Origin of the sequence: Stenotrophomonas hibiscicola ATCC 19867 (assembly GCF_000382065.1) — a bacterium.
GTDB classification, from domain to species: domain Bacteria; phylum Pseudomonadota; class Gammaproteobacteria; order Xanthomonadales; family Xanthomonadaceae; genus Stenotrophomonas; species Stenotrophomonas hibiscicola.
Window position 1 is genome coordinate 47,210 of sequence record NZ_KB907506.1, and the last position, 19,782, is coordinate 66,991.

Consider the following 19,782-nt stretch of genomic DNA (forward strand, 5'->3'; position numbering starts at 1 on the left):
CAGGACACCAGTGTACCGGGCCGGCTCAACCACCCAGTTGGCGACGCAGGTTGTCACGGGCGGCCGCGTCCAGGCGCTGGTGGAAGAACTCACTGAGGAAGATCCGCGGTGCGCGCAGCAGGCCCTGCAGGAATCGGCGACGGCCGGCACGGTACAGGAAGCCGGGCACCACGCCCTTGTATTCTTCGGCCACGCCACGGTCATAGGCGGCGAACACCGGCTCCGGTGCAGCCAGGATCGCCATGTCGCAGTCCAGGAACAGCGCCGCCTCGGCATCCACATCCTCCGGACCCAGCGCGCCATGGCGGGCGGTCAGCAGGATCAACTGCTCCACGCGAGCAGCGTCGACACCGGCAAGCGCCGGCGCCTGTGCGATCGCCTGCAGGGCCATCTGCGCCGAACGTGCTTCGTTGTCCTTTCGCCCCGCCACGTAGATCGCATCGTGGTAGAGCACGGCCAGGTAGACCTCGGCCGGCTGCTGCCAGCCGGGGCCGTCGGCCACCTCCTGGCAGTGCTGCAGCACCGCGCGCACATGGCCGAAGTGGTGGTAGGCGCGTGGCGGCGTGGCATAGCTGTCCTGCAGCGCCTGCCACTGCGCCGGGGCAAGCGTCAGCGGTGAGAAGTCCATGCCCGGATCATCCCGCCTGTGCCGGCGCCGGGCAAGCTGGCGGTTTTTTCACCACACACTCACAACGCTTGCCAGGCGAGGCCCGGAGCCAGTTGTCCACAGCTTTGTCGCGCGCTGGTCCACATCGGTTGTGGATGAACGCGGCGCCGACCAACGGTCGCTGCAGCTGGGCATCCATGGGAATACACTCGCCCCAGGCGGGAGCGCCCGCCGCTGCCGGGAACCGTCATGTACCGTTCTGCCGCCCATTGCCTCACCCTTTCGCTGCTGGCCTTCTGTGCTCCTGCCTTCGGCGCAGGCCAGGCACCGCCCGCCGATGTGGTGACGACCCCGACCATCACCGTGTCGGCCGCACGCGTGCCGACCCCGGAAGAAGTGTTCGCCATTCCCGCGGACCTGCGTGCGATGCTCCAGAAGCAGGTGATCCAGCGCAGCTACTCCCGCGACCAGCGCCTGCAGGCGCTCGTGGAGATGATCTTCGACCAGCACGGGCTGGACCTGCAGTACGACGCCAATGCGACCTACACCGTCAGCGATATCTGGCAGCACCGCCGCGCCAACTGCCTGGCCTTCACCCTTCTGTTCGTGACGCTTGCGCGGGAGGCGGGCATCCAGGCCCGCGTGCAGGAAGTCGGGCAGGTGGTGTCCTGGTACCAGGACCAGGACGCGGGCGTGGTCTACAGCGTCGGCCACGTCAATGCCGGCGTCGATGTCGGCGGGCGTTTCGGTACCGTTGATCTGGATCGCAATGTGCTCTATGACCGCCGCGGGCCGGTTCCCGTCAGCCGTGCGCGGGCATTGGCGCATTTCTACAACAACCGGGGTGCGGAGCGCCTCGCCGACGGTGACTTCGGCGGCGCCCGTGCATTCTTCGACGCATCCGTGGCTCAGGACAGCGGGTTCGCTCCAGTGTGGAACAACCTCGGCGTGCTCGACCACCGCGAAGGCAACAACGAGGCGGCGCGGCAGGCGCTGGACCGGTCGCTGCAGCTGGACGGCCGCCAGGATGCCGCACTGACCAATGCCTCCGCGCTGTTCCGCAGCCTGGGCTTGACCGCGCAGGCGCAGTCACTTGAGCGCCGGTTGAAATCGGTGCAGCGCGAAGACCCGTTCGCGCAGTACATGTTCGGCGCCAAGGCCGAACGGGCCGGCCAGCTGGACCAGGCGATCCGCTATTACCGGCAGGCCGTGCGCCTGTATGACACCGCGCATCAGTTCCACTTCGGGCTGGCGCGGGTCTATTTCCTGGCTGGCCAGCTCAAGCGCGCCGATCGCGAACTGCTGCGTGCACAGGAACTGGGGGGCGCGCCGGAGCAGGCGCGCTACCAGGCCAAGCTGGACAGCCTGGCCCGCTGGCGCGCGCAGCAGCAGGCCAGGCGCTGAAGGCGGTCAGGCCTTCTTGAGGAAGCAGGTCTTCAGGACCAGGCCCTTGATCTTGTCCGAGTTGCCTTCGATGTGCTCGGCATCATCCTCGACCAGGCGGATGTTGCGGATCACGGTGCCCTGCTTGAGCGGGATCGAGGAGCCCTTGACCTTCAGGTCCTTGATAACGGTGACGGTGTCGCCGGCCTGCAGGGTATTGCCGTTGCTGTCACGCACGACCAGGGCGGACCCGGCGCTTTCCTCGGCGGTCCATTCGAAACCGCAGTCGGCGCAGATCCACAGCGCACCATCGGCGTAGGTGTTTTCCAGGGTGCACTGCGGGCAGGCGGGGGCAGAAGACATCAGCAAATACCTCAAAGTGAATCAACAGCCGCCATTGTAACCGGCCGGCTTCCCCGGCCCTTTTCCGGGCGGGCTCCGGGCTGCCCACTGGACCCGGACCAGAACAGCACGCCCCTGGACCTTGCAGTCGGCGGCGAACTGCAGCAGAGTGCGCGGCCCCTGATCGCCCCCGGAACTCCCCATGCGCCTCGGCATCGACTTCGGTACCAGCAACTCCGCCGCCGCCATCGTGCATGAGGGAAAACTGCTGCCGATCCGCTTCGGCGATGCCGAGCAGTTCCGCACCAGCGTGTACTTCCCCGGCGTGGTGCCCGATCCGGACGACTTCCAGCTCGATGACGGCCAGGAACACCAGCTGCAGCAGATGATCGACAGTGCCGCGCGCGCAGCCCGTGCCGCCGGCCAGGAACGCACGCCACAGGCACTGCGCCGCGAAGCCCTGCGCGCACTGCGCCGGGAATGGATGGAAGCCCGCGCCGGCAAGGAACGCAGCGCCAGCGACCTGCTGCAGAACGCGGTCTACGGCGATGACGCGCTGGAAGCCTATTTCGAGGAACACGAAGGCAACCTGGTGCAGAGCCCGAAGTCGATGCTCGGCTACAACCTGCACCCGCGCGCGAAGCAGACCATCACCGGCATCGCCGCACACATCCTCGAGCACATCCGCCTGACCGCCAGTGCCCAGCTCGGCCAGCCGCTGCGCGCCGCCCTGCTCGGGCGCCCGGTGCAGTTCCGCAGTTCGATCGGCGCGGCCGGCAACGACCAGGCGCTGGACATCCTGCGCGAGGCCGCCACCCAGGCCGGCTTCGACCAGATCGATTTCCTCGAGGAACCGGCCGCGGCGGCCATGCATTACCACGCCGAAAGCCGCGAGCGGCACCAGGCGGTGATCGTCGACATCGGTGGCGGTACCACCGACATCGCGCATGCCGAAGTCGGCGGCGATGCTGCGCCACGCATCCACCGCGCGTGGGGTATTGCCCGCGGCGGTACCGACATCGACCTGGCGCTGAGCCTGTCCAGCTACATGCCGCTGTTCGGCCGCGGCATCACCCGCGTGCCCGCCCACCACTACGTGGAAGCGGCCACGGTGCAGGACATGACCCGCCAGCGTGACTTCCGCCAGCACAAATACGATCACGTCGACGATCCGTGGCGCGCGCGCCTGCAGGCCCTGCAGGACACCGGCAATACCGCCCGCCTGTACCGCGATGTGGAACGCGCGAAGATCGCCCTCAGTGCCGCCAGCGAGCACCGCAGCACGCTGGACTACATTGCCCGCGACCTGCATGCCGACAGCAGCGCCGCCGGCCTGGCCGCTGCCGCTCACGGCTACCTGGAACAGATCCGGGAACTGCTGGCCCAGGTCCGCAGCGACATTGGCGGCGACCCGGATGCGGTGTTCCTGACCGGCGGCATGTCCCGCGCCGGCTACCTGCGCCAGGCCGTGGCCGAGGCCTTCCCGGGCGCCCGCATGGTCCACGGCGAGCCCTCGCTGGGCGTGGTCCAGGGCCTGGCACTGGCGGCAGCCAGCCCGGATTAACAAAACGTTACGCGGTCTAAGTTACTCTTGGTCGGCTAGAACCCCGCTGCACCTTCCACTGGCCACGCCGGTGTGTGTCCACGGTGCAGCCTGGCCCGCCTGCGGGCCTAGCGGCCATGCCTTCCTGGCTCGTTCATGGTCCGCGCAGCACCTGAGCCGCCATCGAGACCCGCTTTGGGCACCCGCCAGGCCCCTGTGGCCTTACAACCTGACGCAGCACCTGCACCCATCGACTGCCGCCGTTGTGACGCGGTCTGTTGTCGGCTGCCCGTGCTGCTGCAGCCCGGCGACCACGTGCCTGGCCAGTTCCTGTCACGCGACTCCCACGGCCGTGCCGTGATGGCGCGCAACGAGGAAGGCTGGTGCGCGGCGATCGATCCCTATCACCTGCGCTGCACGATCTATTCGCAGCGCCCGGCGATCTGCCGCCAGTTTTCGATGGGCGGCGATGACTGCCGCCGCGAGCGGCAGGACTACCTGCGCCAGGCTGATGCCTGGTCGCTTTCCTCCCCTTCCACCTGACAGGAGCAACCATGCCCCGCAAGGCAAAGACCCCCGCGAAGGCCAGCAACAGCATCCGCAGCGAACGCAAGGGCGCGGCCGCCAGCACCGTGGTCAGCAGCGATTCGATCGCTTCGGACCTGGCAGCGTTCCGCAAGGCCGGTGGCAAGATCGAAGTCCTCGGCACCACCTGGGCGCTGAAGAAAGCCAGCTGACCCAGCACCGACCGCGGCGGCGCTGCCGCCGCGGCCTGCCGGACCGCGCTCAGCGATCCAGGCGTACCCTCACACTGCCCGAGTGCGACTGGATGCGGATGTCTCCATCACCGCCGCCCAGACGCGTGTCGAGATGGCTGCCCGGCCCATAGCGCGGCCGCTCCACCTGCCCGGCATCGCTGTTGATCGAGCCGCTGAAGCTGTTCACCGACAGCTGTGCCGACACCGTGCGCGGCAGGCTCAGCGTGACCGGGGCACTGACCGATTCGACATTGATGCGGCCACCGGGCGCCAACCCGGCTGCTGCCAGATCGATGCTGCCCGAGACGGTCTCCACCGCCAACCGCTGCACGCGTCCGGCCTCCACCGCAACCCGGCCGGATACCGTCTGCGCACCGATATCACCGGACACGCCGCCGCCGGCCTCGATCCGGCCACTGACCGTATTTACGTCCAGCTTCGGCGTCTGCAGGCGTGCGCTGACACTGCCACTGACCGTGTTGAGTTTGCTGTCGCCGCTGCGGCCAGCCGCGCTGAGGCTGCCGCTGACGGTGTCGGCCTGCAGCCGTCGCACATCGATGCCACTGATGTCCTGGCTGGCGCTGACCGTGCTCAACAGCAGTTCCACCGAGCGCGGCACGTTCAGCACCAGCGTCGCGCCACCATTGTTGCTGCGGCGCGGGTATTCAATCTCCCAGCGCACCCGGTTGGCGCTCTTTTCCTGGCGCAGCTGCAGGCCATCGCTGAGCGTGCCGGTGAGTTGCACATCATTGCGGTCCCAGCCACGCACGGTCACCTTGCCGGCCACGTTGCTCAGTTCGATGCGACCGCCCGCAGCCAAGGTGTGGCGCTCGTCGATGCGGGTGTCGGCCAGCGCCACGGCAGGGGACAGCAGCAGTGCGACACAGCAGGAAATCAGGGTTCGGGTCATGGGGGTCTCCTCAGGTCGTCAGGCCGGACTCGGCGGCATAGGCCGCCTGCCGGGTCAGTTCCAGCCGCAGCGCATAGGTGCGCTTGAGCTGGCCAAGCAGGTGCGGCGCGCGCGGGTCCTGCGCCAGTGCGGCACGGATCTGCGCCGCGCTTTCATCCAGTTCGTGCAGGGCCGGCTGCCATTCCGGCGCGCGCCCATCGGGCAGCGAGGCCACGGCCTGCTGGTACTGCTCGGTCATCGCAGCCGCCTGCAACTGCAGCGTGGACGGCACCGGTGTATCCGGCTGCGCATGCCACCAAGGGGCCACCGCGTAGATCGCCAGGCTGGCAGCCAGGGCAGCGCCGGCCGGCAACCACCAGCGGCGCCGCGAACGCGTTGCCAGGGCCACCACGTTGCCCGTTGGCGCAGGTGCTGCCTGTGGTTCACGCGGCGGCAGCCGGGCAGACAGGCGTGCCCAACCATCAGTGGGCACTTCGCGCTCATTCGGCAGCGCACGCAGCCGGGCCAGCAGGTCGTGATCGAAATCGTGTTCGTGCGTACTCATGTCATGTCTCCCAGCCGTGCGCGCAACAGGCCGCGCGCACGATGCAGCTGTGCCTTGGAACTGCCGACGGCCATCTGCAGCTGCTCGGCGATTTCCTGGTGTTTCCAGCCTTCGATGTCGTGCAGCACCAGTACCGCACGCGCCCGTGGTGGCAGTGTCGACAGCGCGCGCTCCAGGTCGCGCTCGGTGCCGGCGCAGCGGTCACGCACCGCCAGTTCCTGCAGGCCCCCGTCGACGTCGTCCAGACTGTCGTGATCCTGCCCGCCCGCCCGGCCACGCAGCTCCATGAGCGCGGCGTTGACGCCCAGTCGATGCAGCCAGGTCGACAGGCTGCTCTCGAAGCGGAACCCCGGCAGCGCTTTCCAGGCCTGCAGGAAGGCCTCCTGCAGCGCATCCTCGGCACGTGCCTGCTGGCCGCCACACAACCGCCACAGCACAGCGAATACACGCGGCGCGTGACGCCGGTACAGCAGTTCGTAGGCAGCAGTGTCTCCCGCAGCGGCCGCCCGCACCAGGGCGGGTTCGTCGACGGGGTCGTTGGCGGCAGGCAGCGCTGGCATGGTGGTGTCGAGCATATCGCTTGGATGCGGCGGCCCGGAAAAAGGTTTAGAGGTGATCGGCGATCAGGGACATGCAACCTTTTCGACGATGGCTGCATCCATGAAAGGTCTTCGAGAAAACACCTCCGGGAGTCCAGTCATGTCCAGCCCCGCCTGCGCCGCCGTGCTGGTGATCGCCGCCTGCGTCGTGCTGCAGGCATTGGGCCTGTCCCTGCAGCTGCGCACGGACAGTGGCCGCGCCTGCCTGCAGCAGCATCGCCAGGAACTGGTGTGCCTGGCCTGGGCACCGGCAGTCGAATCCACGGCAGGCGCCGGGTAACATCAAGGGCCGTTATTGCCACCTGTTGTCGCGCCATGATGTTGTCGCTGAAGGATCATCTCCCCGCCTGGACCCACCCCTGGCTGCATGACGTGGGTATCGCCGTGAAGATCCTGCTGACCCTGCTGGCCGCGTGGCTGCTGCGGGTGCTGGCACGGCGCCTCATCCGGCGTTTCGCCGAGCACTACACACTGCCACCGGAGATGGCGATGGGCGCCCGTCGGATCACCAGTTTCGTGGTCTATTTCAGCGCCCTGCTGTACATCCTCAGCCTGCTGGGCGCGTCGCCTTCGGTACTGTGGACGGCGTTCACCGGCTTTGCCGCCGTGGGTGCGGTGGCCTTTTTCGCGGCGTGGAGCGTGCTCTCCAACATCTTCTGCACGCTGCTGATCTTCACCACGCGCCCGTTCCGCCTGCATGACTACATCGAGGTGCTGGAGAACGGCGAGAAGCCGGGCCTGAAGGGCCGGGTGATCGATGTGAACCTGATCTACACCACGCTGCAGGAAACCGGCGACGGCCACGAGGGCACGGTGCTGCAGTTGCCGAACAACCTGTTCTTCCAGCGCACCGTGCGCCGCTGGCGCGACCCGGCACAGGCGCCTGGCGGCATCCAGGGCGACGGTTGAGGGTGGAGTTTTCGGCAGGGCTGCGCCCTGCACCTGCAGAGGCCGAAGCCGAAGCAAGATCAAGAGCGGCATTCCGTGGGATGGCGGGGCGGTGTCGGAGTGCGGGGTGTCAGCCGCATGGATGCGGCTGCCAAGCCTACAAGGACGTACTTGCGGCGTCCCCGCACGCCGACACCGCCCCGCCAGCCCACCGGAATGCCAGCTTTTGCTGTTGCTGCTGCCTTGGCTTGAAGGCTTCGGCGGGTGCAGGGGGCAGCCCTGCCGAACAACCTTTACCTCAACTGGCTGTCCTTGCTGCCACGCCGGTTGTACCCGGCATGCGCCTGCTCTTCGTCATCCCGCGCCTGCTGGCACGCAACGCACAGCCGCACACCAGGCACGGCCTGGCGCCGCGCCAACGGAATCGGCGCGTCGCATTCCTCACAGTGTTCCAGACCGGGTCCCTCGCGCAGCTGGCGCCGCGCGCGGGCGATCGCATCATCAACGGTGGCGTCGATCTGGTCCTGGACCGCGCCGTCTCCCGCCCAACCGGTGGCCATGGCCGTCCCCCGCAGGTGTGTCGCCTGATATGGGGACGATACACCCCGGTAAAAGGAATGCCTTCCTGTAGCGCCGAGCCATGCTCGGCGGGGCTTCAGCAAGTGGAACGCGCACGGGTTCGATCAATCCGATTGCGACTTAATCCCCTCCGTCCCCTTTTTGTTTACCAGATCAGGTCGTCCGGTACCTGGAACTGCGCATAGTAGGCGTCGTCCTCGGCGTTGCCGGTGGAGATCTCGGCGGTCGAGCCCGGCTGGCCGTGGTCGACGATGATCGCTTCGGGCGCGCGTTCACGCACCTTTTCGGCGGCAGCACGCGGCAACACGGCGTAACCGTCACCATGGGCAACGATGACCAGAACGCCCACCGACAGCGCCTTGCGCAGCTTGGGGTCGATCAGCAGGGTGCGGATCGCCGTGCCATCGCTGAAGCGGTACTCGTCATCGCCCTTGTGGGGCACGGCATGGGCCGCGATGATCTGCTTCGCCTGCGCCTTCTGTTCAGCTTGCCTGGCCTGGGCATTGCGCTCGGCGGCCAGCGCGCGGTCGCGCTCGACCTTCTCGGCGCGGGCACGCTCAGCCTCGCGCTGGACCTCGGCCGACATCGATTCGGCCTTGCCTTGCCGCGCCTTGGCCTGCTCGCGCGCGGCGGCGCTGGCCTGCGACTTCTTGGCCAGGCCGGCCTTGAGCAATTGTTCCTGCAGCGCGTTGGGCTTTGCCATGGTCGGTGTGTACCGCGTGTAATCTTGGATGTCCCCATTCTACCGACGCCCCGCCACCCCTGCATGGCAGTCCTGAAGTACCTCACCGGCTATCCCGAACCCCTGGTCGCCCAGGTCAGCGACCTGCTGGCACAGGGCAAGCTCGGCCAATGGCTGCAGCAGCGCTACCCCGACCCGCACACGGTGCGCAGCGACCGCCAGCTGTACGACTACACGCAGGAGCTGAAGGACCGCTACCTGCGCAAGTCGGTGCCGCTCAACAAGGTCTGCTACGACAACACGCTGGAAGTGATCAAGCACGCGCTCGGCACCCACACCGCCATCTCCCGCGTGCACGGTGGCCGCCTCAAGGCCAGCCGCGAGATCCGCATCGCCACCGTGTTCCGCCAGGCACCGGCAGCGTTCCTGCGCATGATCGTGGTGCATGAGCTGGCCCACCTGAAGGAAGCCGACCACAACAAGGCCTTCTATCAGCTGTGCCAGCACATGGAGCCGGATTACCTGCAGCTGGAATTCGATACCCGCCTGTACCTGACCGAGCTGGCCAACCGCGGCCAGCGCTGACCGGCCGCAGCAGCTACACTGCGCGCCCACTGCCCGACCTGCCTGCCATGGAACCGATCCGTCTCGACAAACGCCTGTCCGCCCTGCTCGGCATCCCGCGCGGCGAAGCGCGGCGCTACATCGAAGGCGGCTGGGTCACGGTCAATGGCGAGGTGGTGGAACAGCCGCAGCGTCCGGTCGATGACAGCGCGGTGATCGTGGTGGCCGAGCAGGCCAGCGATGAAAAGGCCGAGCGGGTCAGCATGCTGCTGCACAAACCGGCTGGCGTTGCCGCCGAAACCCTGTGCGCGCTGGTCAGCAGTGACAGCCGCAGCGAGCTGGACGCCAGCGACATCCGTCCGCTGCAGCGCCACTTCCACGGACTGCAGCTGGCGGCCGCCCTTCCGGCCAGCGACAGCGGCCTGGTGGTGGTCAGCCAGGACCCGGCCACGCTGGCCCATCTTCAGCGCAACCTGGGACGCACCGAGCAGGAATACCTGATCGAGGTCGCCGAAGGCGGCCCCGAGCGTGGCCCATGGCTGCTGGCGCGCCTGCAGCAGGAATCCGGCGGTGCCAAGGTCAGCTGGCAGAGCGAGCAGCGCCTGCGCTTCGCGGGCAAGGGCCTGACCGCCAAGGGCCTGCGCGTGGCGGTCACCGCGGCCGGCCTGCAGGTGACGGCCGTGCGTCGACTGCGTATTGGCCGCGTGGCACTGGGACCGCTGCCTGCGGGGCAGTGGCGTTACCTGGGCAGCGACGAGCGGTTCTGACAGGGAAGTCCCTGTCATCCACGCATGGCGTGGATCTTCTGCGATGCACGGTCTGCCTTTGATCCACGCGTGGCGTGGATCTACCATCGGCGCATGAGCCTGCCCAAGCCCCTGTGGCGACGTCTGCTTCGCGTTGCTGCAATCATCCTCGCCACACTGGTGCTGCTGGTCCTGTCCGGGCTGCTGCTGGCCGACCATCTCACCCCGCAGGCACGGGGCACGCCCTCGCACGTGCTGCCGCTGCAGCCGGCACAGACGCGGATCGACCGGCAGATCGTTCCGTTGCAGGAGGCCCATCCCGGCCAGTCCGGCGTGGCCTTCCTCAGCGATGGCATGGATGCCTTCGCCGCGCGCGCGATGATCACCACCCACGCCGGGCGCAGCCTGGACCTGCAGTACTACATCTGGCACGACGACCTGATCGGCCACCTGATGGCCAAGGCGTTGTACGACGCCGCCGAACGCGGCGTGCGCGTGCGCATCCTGCTCGACGACATGAACGCCAAGGACAAGGACGCCCTGATGATGGCGCTGGACCGGCACCCCAACATTGAAATCCGCCTCTACAACCCGTTCCGCAACCGGACCGGCCTGCTGCGCATGGTGGAGATGGTGCAACGGTTCTTCAGCGTGAACCACCGCATGCACAACAAGAGCTGGATTGCCGACGGCCGCGTCGCGATCGTCGGCGGCCGCAACATCGGCGAGGAATACTTCAGCGCGCGCACCGACGTGAACTTTCAAGACCTGGACCTGCTGGTCGCCGGCCCTGCCGTGGACCAGGCCAGCCGGATCTTCGACGACTACTGGAACAGCGAGGCCGCCATTCCGGTATCGGCGCTTGCCTTCCATACCGATGCCCAGCTGCGCCTGCTGATACGCGAATCGGACCATGAGGCCCAGCGTGACGTGGCCCAGCCCTACCTTGCGCGCGTGGCCGAATCGCGCAGGCGGCAGCGCCCAAGTCCCGAGCCATTGCGCTGGAGCCGTGCAGTGCGCATCGTCTCGGACCCGCCGATGAAGCACCGCGGCGATGATCGCGGCGCGTGGCTGGTTTCGACGCTGACCAGCGAGCTGCAGGCCGCCCGGCACAAGGCCCTGTTGATCTCGCCCTACTTCGTGCCCGGCAACGAGGGCCTGGATGGCTTTTCGGCCATGGCCCGGCGGGGCGTGCAGGTCGGCGTGGTCACCAACTCACTGGCTGCCAATGACGTCGCCGCGGTGCACGGCGGCTACATGGGCTACCGCGTGCCGTTGCTCGAAGCCGGCGTCCACCTCTATGAGCTGAAGGCACAAGGACAGTCCGGCGATGCGGGCGTGTTCGGCAGCAGCGGCGCCAGCCTGCACACCAAGGCGTTCCTGGTCGATGACCGCCGCGGCTTCGTCGGCTCATTCAACCTCGATCCGCGCTCGGCCTACCTGAACACTGAAATGGGTGTGCTGTTCGACGATCCGTTGCTGGGTGCACAGCTGCGCGGCGAGTACCTGCGCCTGGCGGATCCCAGGCAGAGCTGGTGGCTGGCGCTGGACGACCGTCGCCGGTTGCGCTGGCTGGAGCGCGAACCACCACCGCACTGGGCGGAGGAAGAGCCAGGGGCAACGGCGCGCAAACGCTGGTTGTCGCGGGTGATCAGCTGGCTACCGCTGGAATCGCAGCTGTAACGCTCAGCGCCCCGGATCGGTGGCTTCCTGCCCGGCATCATCCAGCGTTTCCACACTGCGCCCATGCAGTCGCCGCCAGATCCAGCGCAATGCATGCGGCGGTGCCGAAGGCAGCTGTTCCAGCAGGGCCAGCATGCGGCTCTGGCTGGCATGCCCATGGCGGCACAGCAGGCTGGCCGCCGCAGCGGCGCTGGCCAGGCGCAGGCTGTCGGCCAGCGGGCCCTCGGCCTCCGGCAACAGCGCCTGATGCACCGGCTCGGGCAGCTCCCAGGCAGCCGCCACCCGTTGTGCCAGCGGTAACGACCACTGCTGAAGCAGCTGCAGTGCCAGCGCCGGCTCCACGGTTTCACCACGTGCCTGGGCTTCCTGCAGCAGCTGGCGCATCACCAGCGCCGCGCCCAGGCCCTGCACCAGGCCCAGCCACTGCGCGGCGAAAGCATCACCGAAGGTAACCGTGCGTGCGTGGTCTGCAGCCGCGCGCGAGGCCAGCAGTGCGTGCTCCCAGATGATCGTGCTGAACTGCGGGAACGCATCGCACTGCATCTGCATCACCGGCTGTACCAGTACCGCGCTGATGATCTGCCGAACGCCTTCAGTACCGACCAGGGTCACTGCCCGCTGCAGGCTTTCCACGGGCCGCTCGTGCACCTTGTAGGCGGGGCTGTTGGCGATGCGCAGCAGGTTGCCGGTCAGCACCGGGTCCTGGCCGATGATCGCGGCCATCACCCGCGCGGAGGCGGCATCGTCGTTGACGGTCTGGATCAGCTGCGGCAGCAGCTGCGGACGGCGCGGCAACTGCCGGGTAGCCCAGTCGCGGTCCTGCAGCGCGCGTGCCACCGCTTCCCCCAACGCCGGATCCTGTACAGGCGCCGGCTCACCGGCCAGTCGTGGGTACAACGCCAGCGCGTGCAGGCCGCGCTGCAGATGTGCGGCGATCTCCGCAGACGGCAGGGCCTCACCCTGCAGGCTCGCAGCCGCTGCCGCCACTGCCTGTCGCGATACCGCCGCCAAGCGGGACGGCGCAGCCCCGGTCGAGCGCGCCAGCCAGCCGCGCAGTGATCGCCACCAGGCCGCTGTCATCGCCGCCTGCCCTGTCGTTGTGGTGCCCTTGCCGTCACTGACCGCCTGCCTCTTCACGCGAATCCGGCCACCCGCCGTCGTCGCAGCATCGGCCGCACTTTCATCTTCTTTAACCGGAAGGCATGCGATGTCGACGGCACCGGCCGGGGGAATGGACTAGAATGGCGCCGCGCGACCCGTCCCCCTGCACCGACGACGTCGCTTTTTTTGTTTTGGGACCCTACCGTTCACTGGCCGTTCGCTGCAGTTCGCCGCTGATCGCGCCATCGGAGACGCCATGCTATTCGAAACCCTCGCCACCACCGGCCACGAACAGGTGGTGTTCTGCCACAACCACGACGCCGGCCTGAAGGCGATCATCGCCATCCACAACACCACCCTTGGCCCGGCCCTGGGCGGCGTGCGCATGCGTCCTTACGCCAGCACCGACGAGGCGCTGGCCGATGCGCTGCGCCTGAGCCGGACGATGACCTACAAGAATGCACTGGCCGGCCTCAACGTCGGTGGCGGCAAGGCGGTGATCATCGGCGACCCCAAAGCGGACAAGACCGAGGTGCTGTTCCGTGCCTTCGGTCGCTATGTCGATTCGCTGGGCGGACGCTACATCACCGCCGAGGACGTCGGCACCGATGTCAACGACATGGAGAACATCTACCTGGAGAGCCAGTTCGTAACCGGCGTGCACCAGGTCCATGGCGGCTCCGGTGATCCGGCCCCGTTCACCGCCTACGGCGCGCTTCAGGCGTTGATGGCGTCGATGCGCTTCAAGTTCGGCCATGAGGAAGTGGGCAAGACCAGCATCGCGGTGCAGGGCCTGGGTCACATCGGGATGGAACTGGTGAAGCTGCTGCGTGACCGCGGTGCCAAGCTGTATGTCACCGACCTGGACAGCGCACTGGTTGACCGCGCGGTCAGCGACTTCGGCGCTGAAGCGGTCAAGCCGGACGAGATCCATGAAGTGAATGCCGATGTGTTCGCACCGTGTGCGCTGGAAGGCGCGATCAACGCCGACACCCTGCCGCGGATCAAGGCAAAGATCATCTGCGGCACCGCCAACAACCAGTTGTCGAGCCTGGAAATCGGCGACGAACTGCATGCGCGCGGCATCCTGTATGCGCCGGACTATGCGGTCAATGCTGGTGGCGTGATGAACGTGTCGCTGGAGATCGACGGCTACAACCGCGAACGCGCGATGCGCCTGATCCGCAGCATCTATCACAACCTCACCCGCATCTTCGAACTGTCGCAGCGCGAGAACATCGCGCCGCAGCGAGCGGCTGACCGCATCGCCGAAAGCCGCATCCTGTCGATCGGCAAATTGAAGATGCCGCTGGGCCGCAGCACCCCGCGCCTGGGCAACCTGCGCGGCGGCTGAGCGCGTCGATGTCGCGCCGGGGCTGGCGTCCCGGCGCGACTGTCACTCAGAACCCGGTGCTGTAGCGCAACGCCGCCTGGCGCGCGCCCTCGCCCCCGACGCGCTGGTCGAAGCCCAGGCTCAGGCGGCCACTGCGACCCCACCACGATTCCAGCGCCATGCCGATCAGCGCACTGCCGCGCGGCGCATTCCAGCCCGCCAGTGGTGCCCAGGCATCGACGCCGACGAAACTGGCCTGCCACGCCGCATCGGCACCCTCGAGCCGCTGCTGCCACTCGGCATGCCCGCGCAGGGTCCAGCGCCCCCAGCCACGCTCGCCGCGGATGCCGGCCAGCATCTGGCTGCGCTGCACGCGGTTGGCATCGCCACGCAGGCCGAAGCCGAACCCGCCCAGTTCGTTGAACGCATCGGTATCCACGCGCGTGGTGCTGGCGCCCAGATACGGTGTCAACGAGGCACCCGCGCGGCCGAAGCGATAGCCGCCTTCGACACTGGCACTGCTGAAGCGCCCGCCATAGCGGGCCGAAACACCGTAACTACCCGCGCCCAGCAGCAGTTGGCGATCCAGCGCCCGGGTGAACTGCCCGCTGCCGATCTGGGCCAGCGCATAGCCCCGGCCCAGATTCCAGCCCGCGTAAAGCTGTGCCTGCGCCTGGCGATCACGCCCGCGATCGCCGCCGAAGCTGCTGCCACCGTTGCTGCGGGTCTCGCCGAAGGCCACACCCATCAGCCCGGTGCTGCCCAGCGGCTGGTCCTGGCCGGCCATCCAACCGCGGCTGTCGGCGGCGCTGCCGGCAAAGCTGCCCTGCCCGGCCTGGCCGAGCGCACTCTGCCAGGCCCCGCGCAGGCGCGGCGCCGCCTGCACGCGATCAAAGCGCTCTGCGATGGCACGGCGTGACATGTCGATGCTGTCGAAGGTGACCGCTTCGGCCCGCGCGTGCGCCTGCCCGGACAGGCTCTGCAGACTAGCCTCGAGGCCGTTGCTGCCACCGCCGGTCCACTGCAGCGCCCCGGCGGCCGTACCGAAGGCCGATCCCTGCAGTCCTGCATTCTTGTCGAGCGCGGCAAATGCACCCTCCAGCCGCTGTGCTGCCGCCTGGGCGGAAGCCCCCAGGCCGCTGGCTGCCCCGGTGACACTGACCTGGGTCAGGTTCAACCAGGCGTTGTTGCTGTCGTAGCCATAGCTGCTCTGCAACAGCGACAGTCCCTGCAGGCCGCTGGAGGTGGCCGGCGTACTGAAGGCACCACTGAGTCCGCCGTCCGCATGGATCAGGTCCTGCCGGGTGCCGCTCTGTGGCACGTAGCCGGAGACGAAGCCATGCACGCGCACGCCACCGTCGAGGGTGGCCTTGCCGGTGACCTGCAGCGCATTGGCGCCGAGTGCGATCATCAACTGTGCGCCCGCCTGCTGGGCGTAGTCGCCCTCGATGGTGCCGGTGGTGTTGCCGGTGGTGAGGAATACGCTGCTGCCGTTGACCACGTTGCCGATCACGCGCGGCGCGCCGCCATTGAACTGCAGGCCGGTCGAATCCGGATCGGACTGGCCGAGGATGGTCACGTTGGAACGGATCACGCCACCGTCCTGCAGTGCCAGGATGCCGCGTTCGATGCGGGTGGAACCGGTATAGCTGTTGTTGCCGGCCAGCACCAGAGTGCCCCCGCCCTGCTTGACCAGGCCGCCGCTGCCGACGATGTTGTTGCGCCACGCCGAACCGCTGGAGGCCACATCCACGTTGGCAACCACATCCCCCCAGTCGAAGCGACCCGGACCGTTGATCGCACGACCGATGTCGAGCAGGCCGTAGCCGAACACCGGATCCACGCCCGGGGCGCCGATGTCCTTGGCAGTGCCCAGCAGGGTCTGCCGCACCAGGTCGTTGCTGAAATACGGATAGCGCTGCCAGACCAGCGCAGCGGCGCCGGACACCAGCGGCGCCGCGAATGACGTGCCGTAGTTCCAGTAGTAGCTGCCCCCGTTTGCATCGGGATAGACCGCGCTGCCCGGCGCTGCCAGGCAGTAGCGCGCGGCCTGGCCGCAGCCATTGGCGTAGCTGGCCAACGTGCCCGGTGCATAGGGATCCACCGCGGTCGCCACCAGCCAGCCGCGCTCCAGATCTGCCGCCGGCAGCGAGCCGGCAACGCCCAGCTGGCTGGGCAGCGCGGCCAGGCTGCTCGGTTCACTGCGGCCGTCATTGCCCGCTGCGAACACCACCAGCCCGCCGTGGTTGACCACGAAGGGGCGATACTCGGCGGCCACCTGCGCGGTGGTCGGCAGGTCGGTCCAGTACAGGCCGCCCCACGAGTTGTTCATCACCTTTACGTTGTAGCTGATCAGGTCCTGGTGCACCTGGGCCACGCCCAGCGGTCCGCTGAAGGAATTGCCCTTGCCGCTGCCATCGTCGGCGGGCGGCTTGTCGGCGATGATCCGCGCCGAAACGATCTGCGCACCAGGGGCGATGCCGCCTGGCCAGGACCCAACCGGCGCGCCGGCAGCCAGGCTGGCTACCGCCGTGCCGTGGCCCACCACGTCGTCCACCTGCAGGTTGTTGCGCGACGGATCGATGTAGTTGAGGTTGGCCACCACCCGCCCGTTCAGTGCCACCGCGTCGCGCTGCACGCCCGAATCGACGATACCGATGCGCACGTTCTGGCCGCTCAGGCCGGCGGCCTGTGCGGCACGCGCATTGGTGACCGACAGATGCGCGTCGAAGGCCGGCTCCTGCGGTTTTGCCGGCGGCGGCGGCGTCGGTGGCGGGGTCGTGGGTGGCGGCGGTGGTGGCGGTGTGTCAATGCGCACGTTGCCGCCCCCGCCACCTCCGCCACAGGCTGTCAGCGCCAGTGCCAGCGCGGTTGCCAGGGCAGATTTCACCGTCGTCGTGCGTTCCATCGATTCCTTCCCATGAACATTGGTCCGCCGTTGTCCCGGCAGGCATGCGGCGCCGTCCAGCGGCGGCCCTCCCCGACCCTCTATACTTGGGCCGACCCCCACGCAGTCTGCCGGGAAACCGGGGCGCTTCCAACGGCCCACGGTCTCCTTTCCGAACATTGCTTACGCATCAACGAGATTGCCATGTCCAACATCGTCATCGCCGCCGCCAAGCGCACCGCCATCGGCTCCTTCCTCGGCCAGTTCAACGGCGTGCCGACCCCGACCCTGGGCGCGGCCGCCATCGCCGCCGCACTGGAGCAGTCGGGCATCCCGGCCAGCGACGTTTCCGAAGTCCTCATGGGCTGCGTGCTGCCGGCCAACCTCGGCCAGGCGCCCGCCCGCCAGGCGGCGATCGCTGCCGGCATTCCGCTGTCGACCGGTGCCACCACGCTGAACAAGGTCTGCGGCTCCGGCATGAAGACCATCATGCTCGGTCATGACCTGATCAAGGCCGGTTCGGCCAGCATCGTTGTCGCCGGCGGCATGGAATCGATGTCCAACGCGCCGCACATGCTGCCCAACTCGCGCACCGGCAACCGCTTCGGCAACTTCCAGGCGGTCGATCACATGGCCCACGACGGCCTGGTCAACGCTTATGACGGCAAGGCGATGGGTGAATTCGCCGAATGCGCCGTGGACAAGTACCAGTTCAGCCGCGAAGAGCAGGACGCCTACGCCATCGAATCGGTCAAGCGCGCGCAGGCAGCCCAGGCCAACGGCGCGTTCGCCGATGAAATCGTCGCGGTGAAGGTCGCCACCCGCAAGGGCGAGGTCGAGATCACCACCGACGAGCAGCCCGGCCGTTCGGACATCGCCAAGATCCCGACCCTGCGCCCGGCCTTCAAGAAGGACGGCAGTGTGACCGCCGCCAGCTCTTCCAGCATTTCCGACGGCGCTGCCGCAGTGGTCCTGCTGACCGAGGAAGATGCGGCTGCGCGCGGCATCAAGCCGTTGGCCCGAATCGTCGGCCACGCCACCCATTCGCAGGAACCGGAGTGGTTCACCACTGCCCCGATCGGCGCGCTGCGCAAGCTGCTGGACAAGACCGGCTGGTCGCTGGACCAGGTCGATCTGTTCGAAATCAATGAAGCCTTCGCTGTGGTGGCGATGGCGCCGATGCGCGAACTGGGCATTCCGCACGACAAGCTCAACGTGAATGGCGGCGCCTGTGCACTGGGCCATCCGATCGGTGCCTCCGGCGCACGCCTGGTGGTGACCCTGGTCAATGCCCTGCGCACGCGCGGTGGCAAGCGCGGCATTGCCACCCTGTGCATCGGCGGTGGCGAAGCAACCGCGATCGCCATCGAATTGATTTAAATGGATTTAACGATGATTTCGCAAAAATGAATGCGGGATCGCTTGACACCCAATCTTGGCTTGTCATCATGTTGTCGGCGCGCAGCATGCGCGTTGCCTAATTCTAACGACGAGGATTTACACAATGAGCATCAACAAGCTGCTGGTCGCGATGTCCCTGGCTCTGGCCCTGGCCGCCTGCTCGAAGCAGGAAGCTGCCCAGGACGCCGCTGCTTCGGCCAACGAAGCCGCCACCGAAGCCCAGGCTGCTGCCGACCAGGCCGCCGCTGCTGGCGCCCAGACCGCCGACGCTGCCCAGCAGGCCGCTGACACCGCCGCCACCGCTGCCGACGCTGCGACCGACGCTGCTGCCAACACCGCCGCTGCTGCCACCGACGCCGCTGCTGGCGAAGCCAAGGACGCCGCCAAGGCTGCCGAAGCTACCGCTGAGCAGGCCAAGGACGCTGCTGAAGAAGCCAAGAAGTAATCACTTCTTTCTTCACGCTGTTCCGGAAAAGCCGCTGGTTCGCCAGCGGCTTTTTCTTTGCGCCCGTGGATCGCGACTGAGCGCGCTCCGCGACCCCGTCTTCACAACGGCATGAATAGGCTGGCGTCCCCATCCATTGCAGTACCGGAGACCGCCATGAAGATTCGTCCGATCACCACCACCCTGCTGGCCGGCTCCCTGCTGCTGGCCCTGGCCGCCTGCAAGGGCCCGGAGGCCGAACAGGCCAAGCAGGACGCGCAGCAGGCCGCCGACAGCGCTGGCGTCGCTGCCCGCGATGCCGTCGACCGGGCCGCTGCCGCAACCCGCGACGCCGCCGACAAGACCGCTGCTGCTTCCGAGCAGGCCGCCGCCGATACCCAGCAGGCGCTGGACAAGGCCGCCGACGCCACCGCCAATGCCGCTGACCAGGCCAAGGTCGCCGCCACCGACGCGGCCGCGCACGCCAGCGACGCCACTGCCGACGCCGCGCAGAAGGTCGCCGACAAGGCGCGCGATGTCGCCAATGACGCCAAGGCCAACGCCGCCAAGGAAGAAGCCAAGCACTGAGCCTTGCCGGCAGCCGAGCACCGGCTCGGCGCTACAGTAAAGCCGCGGCATGGCCGCGGCTTTACTGTTTTTCGCTCCCTGCCTTTGCTGTTGATTCCGTAGTGTGCGGCCACGGAAATTGTCCGCGGCCGCGCGGGTGGGTTGCGCAGGGGCGTGAGCCGCATGGGCCCGAGGCATGCCTCGGGCGGGTTGGGCAGGACGCCCAACCCCGGTCTTGCCG

The 19,782-nt window shown here is 67.8% G+C and carries 22 protein-coding genes; 13 read left to right on the top strand and 9 right to left on the bottom strand.

Going from position 1 to position 19,782, the window contains the following annotated elements; translation table 11 throughout:
* Positions 1-25: 25 nt before the first annotated feature.
* Positions 26-628, bottom strand: a complete 603-nt coding sequence (locus tag G370_RS0119770; RefSeq protein ID WP_019662132.1) for an HD domain-containing protein — start codon at positions 626-628, stop codon at positions 26-28.
* A gap of 228 nt (positions 629-856) precedes the next feature.
* On the opposite strand from G370_RS0119770, the gene G370_RS0119775 reads away from it, so the two are divergent.
* Complete coding sequence (locus G370_RS0119775) at positions 857-2,011, top strand: transglutaminase domain-containing protein (RefSeq protein WP_019662133.1); 1,155 nt, start codon at positions 857-859, stop codon at positions 2,009-2,011.
* 6 nt (positions 2,012-2,017) lie between these two features.
* Here the strand turns inward: G370_RS0119775 and G370_RS0119780 are convergent, their stop codons facing one another.
* Positions 2,018-2,353, bottom strand: coding sequence for a zinc ribbon domain-containing protein YjdM (locus G370_RS0119780; protein WP_019337002.1), 336 nt, complete (start codon positions 2,351-2,353; stop codon positions 2,018-2,020).
* Between the two features lie 181 nt (positions 2,354-2,534).
* Here G370_RS0119780 and G370_RS0119785 point away from each other — a divergent pair, with 181 nt between their 5' ends.
* The 3 genes from G370_RS0119785 (at position 2,535) to G370_RS0119795 (ending at position 4,612) form a co-directional block, all read left to right on the top strand.
* Entirely contained in the window at positions 2,535-3,896 is a 1,362-nt protein-coding gene (locus G370_RS0119785; protein ID WP_019662134.1) for an Hsp70 family protein, read from the top strand.
* 228 nt (positions 3,897-4,124) lie between these two features.
* Entirely contained in the window at positions 4,125-4,418 is a 294-nt protein-coding gene (locus tag G370_RS0119790; RefSeq protein ID WP_080112561.1) for a YkgJ family cysteine cluster protein, read from the top strand.
* An 11-nt stretch (positions 4,419-4,429) separates the two neighbouring features.
* Positions 4,430-4,612, top strand: coding sequence for a hypothetical protein (locus tag G370_RS0119795; protein WP_005410566.1), 183 nt, complete (start codon positions 4,430-4,432; stop codon positions 4,610-4,612).
* A gap of 49 nt (positions 4,613-4,661) precedes the next feature.
* Here the strand turns inward: G370_RS0119795 and G370_RS0119800 are convergent, their stop codons facing one another.
* The 3 genes from G370_RS0119800 to G370_RS0119810 are packed head-to-tail and all read right to left on the bottom strand — an operon-like array spanning position 4,662 to position 6,662.
* Positions 4,662-5,543 (bottom strand): DUF4097 family beta strand repeat-containing protein, encoded by an 882-nt coding sequence (locus G370_RS0119800; protein ID WP_019662136.1) that lies wholly within the window; start codon positions 5,541-5,543, stop codon positions 4,662-4,664.
* A 10-nt stretch (positions 5,544-5,553) separates the two neighbouring features.
* Positions 5,554-6,087: a hypothetical protein gene (locus tag G370_RS0119805; protein ID WP_019662137.1), complete on the bottom strand. Its 534-nt coding sequence runs from the start codon at positions 6,085-6,087 to the stop codon at positions 5,554-5,556.
* Positions 6,084-6,662 (bottom strand): RNA polymerase sigma factor, encoded by a 579-nt coding sequence (locus G370_RS0119810; RefSeq protein WP_019662138.1) that lies wholly within the window; start codon positions 6,660-6,662, stop codon positions 6,084-6,086. Before G370_RS0119810 ends, G370_RS0119805 begins: the two co-directional genes overlap by 4 nt.
* Before the next feature lie 124 nt (positions 6,663-6,786).
* Here G370_RS0119810 and G370_RS0119815 point away from each other — a divergent pair, with 124 nt between their 5' ends.
* Together G370_RS0119815 and G370_RS0119820 are read left to right on the top strand one after the other, a co-directional pair.
* Positions 6,787-6,966, top strand: coding sequence for a hypothetical protein (locus G370_RS0119815; RefSeq protein WP_019662139.1), 180 nt, complete (start codon positions 6,787-6,789; stop codon positions 6,964-6,966).
* Between the two features lie 35 nt (positions 6,967-7,001).
* On the top strand, positions 7,002-7,595 hold the full coding sequence (locus tag G370_RS0119820; protein WP_019662140.1) for a mechanosensitive ion channel domain-containing protein: 594 nt from the start codon (positions 7,002-7,004) through the stop codon (positions 7,593-7,595).
* A gap of 272 nt (positions 7,596-7,867) precedes the next feature.
* Here the strand turns inward: G370_RS0119820 and G370_RS0119825 are convergent, their stop codons facing one another.
* Both G370_RS0119825 and G370_RS0119830 read right to left on the bottom strand, forming a co-directional pair.
* Entirely contained in the window at positions 7,868-8,134 is a 267-nt protein-coding gene (locus tag G370_RS0119825) for a DksA/TraR family C4-type zinc finger protein (RefSeq protein ID WP_019662141.1), read from the bottom strand.
* Between the two features lie 164 nt (positions 8,135-8,298).
* Positions 8,299-8,856, bottom strand: a complete 558-nt coding sequence (locus G370_RS0119830; RefSeq protein ID WP_019662142.1) for a DUF2058 domain-containing protein — start codon at positions 8,854-8,856, stop codon at positions 8,299-8,301.
* A gap of 63 nt (positions 8,857-8,919) precedes the next feature.
* On the opposite strand from G370_RS0119830, the gene G370_RS0119835 reads away from it, so the two are divergent.
* The 3 genes from G370_RS0119835 (at position 8,920) to G370_RS0119845 (ending at position 11,828) form a co-directional block, all read left to right on the top strand.
* A complete protein-coding gene (locus tag G370_RS0119835) occupies positions 8,920-9,420 on the top strand; it encodes a M48 metallopeptidase family protein (RefSeq protein WP_019662143.1) in 501 nt (166 codons plus the stop codon).
* 47 nt (positions 9,421-9,467) lie between these two features.
* The gene (locus G370_RS0119840; RefSeq protein ID WP_019662144.1) at positions 9,468-10,166 is read left to right on the top strand and encodes an RNA pseudouridine synthase; all 699 of its coding nucleotides are present in this window, start codon (positions 9,468-9,470) and stop codon (positions 10,164-10,166) included.
* A 69-nt stretch (positions 10,167-10,235) separates the two neighbouring features.
* Positions 10,236-11,828, top strand: a complete 1,593-nt coding sequence (locus G370_RS0119845; RefSeq protein ID WP_026347283.1) for a phospholipase D family protein — start codon at positions 10,236-10,238, stop codon at positions 11,826-11,828.
* Positions 11,829-11,831: 3 nt separating this feature from the next.
* Here the strand turns inward: G370_RS0119845 and G370_RS0119850 are convergent, their stop codons facing one another.
* The gene (locus G370_RS0119850; RefSeq protein WP_019662146.1) at positions 11,832-12,908 is read right to left on the bottom strand and encodes an HDOD domain-containing protein; all 1,077 of its coding nucleotides are present in this window, start codon (positions 12,906-12,908) and stop codon (positions 11,832-11,834) included.
* Between the two features lie 277 nt (positions 12,909-13,185).
* On the opposite strand from G370_RS0119850, the gene G370_RS0119855 reads away from it, so the two are divergent.
* Entirely contained in the window at positions 13,186-14,283 is a 1,098-nt protein-coding gene (locus G370_RS0119855) for a Glu/Leu/Phe/Val dehydrogenase dimerization domain-containing protein (protein WP_019662147.1), read from the top strand.
* A gap of 46 nt (positions 14,284-14,329) precedes the next feature.
* Here G370_RS0119855 and G370_RS0119860 read toward each other — a convergent pair whose 3' ends face one another.
* A complete protein-coding gene (locus G370_RS0119860; protein WP_019662148.1) occupies positions 14,330-17,170 on the bottom strand; it encodes an autotransporter serine protease in 2,841 nt (946 codons plus the stop codon).
* A 183-nt stretch (positions 17,171-17,353) separates the two neighbouring features.
* On the opposite strand from G370_RS0119860, the gene G370_RS0119865 reads away from it, so the two are divergent.
* The 3 genes from G370_RS0119865 to G370_RS0119875 all read left to right on the top strand — a co-directional run bounded on the left by G370_RS0119865 (position 17,354) and on the right by G370_RS0119875 (position 19,562).
* The gene (locus G370_RS0119865) at positions 17,354-18,529 is read left to right on the top strand and encodes a thiolase family protein (RefSeq protein ID WP_019662149.1); all 1,176 of its coding nucleotides are present in this window, start codon (positions 17,354-17,356) and stop codon (positions 18,527-18,529) included.
* Positions 18,530-18,653: 124 nt separating this feature from the next.
* Entirely contained in the window at positions 18,654-18,995 is a 342-nt protein-coding gene (locus G370_RS0119870; protein WP_019662150.1) for a hypothetical protein, read from the top strand.
* 156 nt (positions 18,996-19,151) lie between these two features.
* On the top strand, positions 19,152-19,562 hold the full coding sequence (locus G370_RS0119875; RefSeq protein WP_019662151.1) for a hypothetical protein: 411 nt from the start codon (positions 19,152-19,154) through the stop codon (positions 19,560-19,562).
* Positions 19,563-19,782 lie beyond the last annotated feature (220 nt).